The organism is Paratractidigestivibacter sp., from assembly GCF_052362415.1.
In the GTDB taxonomy this organism is placed as follows: Bacteria; Actinomycetota; Coriobacteriia; order Coriobacteriales; family Atopobiaceae; genus Paratractidigestivibacter.
In genome coordinates, this window is record NZ_DAWEMK010000042.1 from 789 (window position 1) to 6,128 (window position 5,340).

At 66.7% G+C, this 5,340-nt stretch carries 7 protein-coding genes; 3 read left to right on the top strand and 4 right to left on the bottom strand.

Annotation, left to right across the window (positions count from 1 at the left end; translation table 11 throughout):
- The 3 genes from ACT84W_RS05800 to ACT84W_RS05810 all read left to right on the top strand — a co-directional run.
- Positions 1–611 (top strand): dipeptidase (locus tag ACT84W_RS05800; RefSeq protein WP_444328532.1); only part of this gene is annotated, 611 nt, incomplete at its 5' end.
- 100 nt (positions 612–711) lie between these two features.
- Positions 712–2,196 (top strand): glutamate--tRNA ligase, encoded by a 1,485-nt coding sequence (gene gltX, locus ACT84W_RS05805; RefSeq protein WP_444328533.1) that lies wholly within the window; start codon positions 712–714, stop codon positions 2,194–2,196.
- 62 nt (positions 2,197–2,258) lie between these two features.
- On the top strand, positions 2,259–2,600 hold the full coding sequence (locus tag ACT84W_RS05810; RefSeq protein ID WP_417575126.1) for a cupin domain-containing protein: 342 nt from the start codon (positions 2,259–2,261) through the stop codon (positions 2,598–2,600).
- A 124-nt stretch (positions 2,601–2,724) separates the two neighbouring features.
- On the opposite strand, the gene ACT84W_RS05815 is transcribed toward ACT84W_RS05810, so the two are convergent.
- The 4 genes from ACT84W_RS05815 to ACT84W_RS05830 form a co-directional block, all read right to left on the bottom strand.
- Positions 2,725–3,252, bottom strand: a complete 528-nt coding sequence (locus tag ACT84W_RS05815; RefSeq protein ID WP_444328534.1) for a GyrI-like domain-containing protein — start codon at positions 3,250–3,252, stop codon at positions 2,725–2,727.
- Positions 3,253–3,261: 9 nt separating this feature from the next.
- Positions 3,262–3,912: a pyroglutamyl-peptidase I gene (gene pcp / locus ACT84W_RS05820; RefSeq protein ID WP_444328535.1), complete on the bottom strand. Its 651-nt coding sequence runs from the start codon at positions 3,910–3,912 to the stop codon at positions 3,262–3,264.
- Between the two features lie 124 nt (positions 3,913–4,036).
- On the bottom strand, positions 4,037–4,996 hold the full coding sequence (locus ACT84W_RS05825; protein WP_444328536.1) for a DUF979 domain-containing protein: 960 nt from the start codon (positions 4,994–4,996) through the stop codon (positions 4,037–4,039).
- A partial coding sequence (locus ACT84W_RS05830) for a 5-oxoproline transporter, DUF969 family subunit (protein WP_444328537.1) occupies positions 4,996–5,340 on the bottom strand: 345 nt, incomplete at its 5' end. The genes ACT84W_RS05825 and ACT84W_RS05830, both read right to left, overlap by 1 nt.

The window sequence follows — 5,340 nt, forward strand, 5'->3', positions numbered from 1 at the left end:
CCGGGCTCGTCGAGCAGCTCGCCGCGGACGGCCTCGTCATGGCATCCCTCAGCTGGAACGCGGCCGGCCCCCTCGCGAGCGGCCACGACTCGCACGAGCACCTGAGCAAGAAGGGCACCGAGGTGCTCGGGCTCATGGAGCGCTCGCGCGTCGCGCTCGACGTAAGCCACCTGAACGACGAGTGCACGGCCGACGCCCTCGCCCACGCCACGCGTCCCTTGTGCGCCTCCCACTCGAACTCGCGCGCCGTCTGCGGGCACCCGCGCAACCTCACCGACGACCAGTTCCGCGCGATCATGGACGCGGGAGGGGTCGCGGGGCTCAACTACTGCTCCGGCTTCATCGCCGAGGGCGCTTGGGGCCCGAAGGCCGCCGGCGTCACGTTCGAGCAGGTGGCGGCCCACATCGAGCATTGGCTCGACCTCGGCGGAGAGGACGCGGTCGCGCTCGGCGGCGACCTCGACGGGGCGAGCGTGCCCGCCATCCTCGACGGCGCGGACAAGATGCCTTCTTTCCAAGCTGCGCTCGTCGCCCGCTTTGGCCGCGAGATCACCGAGAAGCTCTGCTATCGCAACGCCCTCGCTTTCCTCCGCCGCGCCCAGACAGCCTAAGCCAAACACTGGGTGACACCAGATGTCGGGCGAGGGCGGGGGATTCTGGCCGTATACTTATAGCGTATGTGAATCAGCACCACTGACCTGAGGAGATCCCATGTCAGACAAGCAAGTCCGCGTCCGCTTCGCGCCCTCCCCCACCGGCAAGCTTCACGTCGGCGGCGCGCGCACGGCCATCTACAACTGGGCGTTCGCCCGCGCCAACCACGGCACCTTCATCCTGCGCATCGACGACACCGACCCCACCCGCTCCACCGAGGAGAACACCCAGATCATCCTGCGCGCCATGCGCTGGCTGGGCCTCGACTGGGACGAGGGCCCCGAAGTCGGCGGCGACTTCGGCCCCTACAAGCAGACCGACCGCCTCGACCTGTACCGCCAAGCCGCCCAGAAGCTCTGGGACGAGGGCAAGGCATACCCCTGCTTCTGCACCCCCGAGCAGCTCGCCGCGGACAAGAAGGCCGCCCAAGAGCGCAAAGACCCCTTCCAGGGTTACCAGCGCCGCTGCCGCGACCTCGACCCCGCCGAGGCGAAGCGCCGCATCGACGCGGGCGAGCCCTACGTCCTGCGCATCAAGGTGCCCCTCGACCGCGGCGACGTCGTCGTCCACGACGCGGTCCACGGCGACGTGACCTTCAACGCGAAGGAGCTCGACGACTTCGTCATCTTCCGCTCCGACGGCACCCCGACCTACAACTTCGCGACCGTCGTCGACGACGCGATGATGGGCATCACCCACGTCATCCGCGGCGATGACCACCTCTCGAACACCCCGCGCCAGGTCATGGTCTACGAGGCCCTGGGCGCGCCTGTGCCCGAATTCGCGCACATCTCGATGATCTTGGGCGCCGACGGAAAGAAGCTCTCGAAGCGCCACGGCGCGACCAACGTCGAGGAGTACCGCGACGCAGGTTACCTCTCCGACGCCTTCGTCAACTACCTCGCGCTTCTTGGCTGGTCCCTCGACGGCGAGACGACCATCGTCCCGCGCGACGTCCTGGCCTCAAAGTTCAGCCTCGACCACGTGTCCAAGAACCCCGCGACCTTCGACCCGAAGAAGCTCGACTGGATCCAGGCGGAGTACATCCGCTCCATGTCCGACTCCGAGTTCGCCGATAAGATCATGGTCCCCGAGCTCCACGAGGCAGGCCTCATCCCCGGCGGCGTCGAATACGACGAGGCATGGATCGACGCGCTCGCGGCCATCGTGAAGCCCCGTACCAAGTTCCCGGTCGACGCCGCGGCCGTCGCCGCGCCCGTCTTCGCGACGGCGAGCACTCTCGAGTACGACGAGAAGTCCGTGGCCAAGGGCCTCGCCAAGGAGGGCATGGGCGCCGTGCTCGACGCCGCCCGCGAGGCGCTTGCGACGATCCCGGCCGATGGCTGGACCGCCGAGGCCGTCGACGCCGTGCTCGAGCCGCTGCCCGAGGCCCTCGACCTCAAGAAGCGCCTGGTCTTCCAGGCCGTGCGCGTGGCCGAGTGCGGAAACATGGTCTCTCCGCCCCTGGGCGAGACCATGGCGCTCATCGGCCGCGACGACTGCCTCGCGCGCATCGACCGCGCCCGCTCGCTCGCACTGTAGACCGAAAATGACGAAAAGGGACTGTCCCTTTTCGTCATTTTTCCAAGAAAGGAAGCTAAGCGATGGTCATTGATTTCGATCACGAGGAGTTCGCCTCTATCCCCAACTTCAAGGGCGGCGACGGCCACTTCGACGCAAAGATGCACGACGACGGCAAGTGCAAGATCATCCGCGGGCGCGTGGAGCCCGGCTGCTCGTCCGGCTACCACCTGCACGAGAAGAACGCCGAGATCATCTACGTGATCAGCGGCGCCGCGCGCTTCAACTACGACGGCGTCGACGAGGTCGTGGGCGCCGGCAACGCTCACTACTGCCCCGAAGGCCACAGCCACGCGATGTTCAACGCCAGCGAGACCGAGCCGGTCGAGGTCTTCTGCGTCGTCCCGGAGCATCACCTGGGCTAAAAGAGGCGCGACGACATCTGCCGCCTAGCAAAGGGGCGGGCACGAGCCTCCGGATGAAGCCGGAAGTCCGTGCCCGCCCCTTGATTACCGCTCTACTGCCTTACCGCTTTACGGCCTCGCCCCTTTACGCCCTCCGGATGACGAAGAGAAGGTCGAGGACCATCTTCCTCGCGCGGCGGAAGCGCCGGCGGCGGTAATGGTAGAGCTCGACGTCCGGGAAGCCGAGCTCATCGGCCGCGCTCACGTAACCGCTGCCGGGCAGCCATTCCTCATAGAAGCTTCGCCGCGCCCGGGCGACGTGGAGCGCCGCTAAGGCCTGCAGGTGGAATGACACGTGCACCACAGCGGTCAGCGTGCCCGCGGGCAGCACAAGGTCCTCAAAGCCCTCCTGGAGCCTCTTTGACGCGCTCGGGCACACCTCGTCGCCCATGAAGTAGCGGAAGCGTCCGCCCTCCTCGGCGGGGTCGTGCGCGACGACGGCGGAGACCACGGGCATCTCGCGCCCGGATATGTCGTTGCGGACGCCGCCGAACTCGCGGGCGAGCCTCGGCCCGTCCTCGAAGACCTTCTGCCCGTCCGTCACAAGGGAGCGCCCCCTGAACACTCGCGCGTGCTCGAGGGGCGCCACCTCGACGCTCAGCTTGGACGCCACAGGCGTTCCCTAGTGCTCGCAGCCGGCGGAGGCCGAGACGATGTCCTCACCCTCGTGCTCGACCATCGCGGCGATCATGGCGCTAAGCCCCTCGACGATGCGCTCGAGGCTCATCGACGGCGTGCCGGCCTTGAGGTTCGCGGCCTGGGAGTCGAGGTAGGGCACGTGCACGAAGCCGCCTCGCACGCCCGGGTGACGGTGGTCGAGGGCGTACATGAGGCTGTAGAGGACCTCGTTGCAGCAATAGGTGCCCGCGGTGTAGCTCACGCCGGCCGGAATGCCGTGCTGGAGGGCAGCGTCGGCCATGGCCTGGACGGGCAGCGTGGCAAAGTACGCGTCGGGGCCGTCGGCCTCGAGCTTGGTGGCCAGGGGCTGGTTGCCCTCGTTGTCGGGGATGCGGAAGTTCGCGTAGTTGATGCCCACGAACTCGGGGGTGATCTGGGCGCGGCCGCCGGCCTGGCCGACGCAGAGCACCATGTCGGGCTTCTCGGCGTCGATGGCGGCCTCGACGGCGGCGGGGCCCTTCTTGTAGACGACGGGGATCTCGACGGTAGCGATGTCGGCGCCCGCGATCTGCGCCGGGAGGCGGCGGACGGCCTCATAAGCGGGGTTGACCTTCTCGCCGCCGAACGGCTGGAAACCGGTGACCAGGATCTTCATGGCAATTCCTCTCTGCGAGTGTTGTGAAGAAGGGCGCGCCCCTGCGGGCGCTCGCAAACGCGCGGAGGCGCCGCGCCCACCTGGGAACGACGCCTCCTTGGCTGCACGAGCTTGATTCTACCCTTTACAGGGCAAAGAAGATCATGAAGCAGATCTGGACGACCAGCATGATGAGGGCGATCGGGACCTGCTTCTTGATGACGCCGTACTCGTCCTTCATGTCCAGGATGGCGACGGGCACGATGTTGAAGTTCGCGGCCATCGGCGTCATGAGGGTGCCGCAGAAGCCGCAGGTGAGCGCGAGCGCGCCGACGATGGTCGGGTCTGCGCCGAGCGAAAGCACGAACGGCGCGCCGATGCCGACGGTCATGACGGTGATGGCGCCGTAGGCGTTGCCCATGATCATCGTGAAGACGGCCATGCCGATGGCGTAGACGATGATGCCCATGACGACGTTGCCGTCCGGGATGATGCCGCTGACGAGCTGCGAGATGACGTCGCCCACGCCGGCAGCGGTGAAGACCGCGCCCAGGCCGGCGAGCAGCGTCGGGAGCATCGAGAGCGGGCCCACGGTATCGAGCATGCGGCGGCAGTCGCTCATGAACACCTTCGGGTTGTTGTCGCGCGAGAACACCATAAGCAGGATGCCGCCGACGACGACGCCGAAGGTGAGGCCGACGAGCGAGCTGATCTTGGTGAAGAGGGCGAAGATCAGCGCAAAGACGCCGATGGCGAGCGACGGGGCAAAGATCTTCATGCCGATCTTCTTGAAGTTGCCCTCCATCTCGGCGACCGTGGGGGCGCCTTCCTTGCCCTTGTCGACCTGCTTGACGATGGGCGGGATGCACATGGCGACAAGAAGGGCGCCCGCGATATAGTCGGGGATCCACTTGCCGAGGACGAGCAGCACGCCAAGGATGCACCAGAACGCGGCGGAACCGGGGCGCTTCTCGTTGGTCGGGTCCTTGGCGTTGAGCACGCCGGTGTAGATGCAGACGAGGCCGATGAGGATGTAGACGACCTCGAGCAGCTTGTTGGAGAGCGTGACGTCGGCGCTCGTGAAGAAGGTGACGAAGGCGTTCATTACTTCTCACCTGCCTTTGCGGAAGCGGCGGCGCCGGAGTGGTACTTGCGCATGAGCTTCTTGTCGATGATCTGGTAGTAGACGATGGTGACGAGCGTCGCGATGATGGCGATGGGCACCTCGGTCGCGGCGAGGTCGATGAGCTCGACGTTATAGCCGAGGTTGGCGAGGGTGGACTGGACGAGCAGGCCGCCGGAGCCGCCGACAAAGAGGACCTGGCCGAAGAACCAGGTGACGTTCTCCATGCCCGAGGCCATGCCCTTGATCTGCTCGAGCTGCTCCTCGGCGATGGGCTGGCCGTCCTCCTCGACCGCTGCCTGGGCCATCGGCATGATGACCGGGCG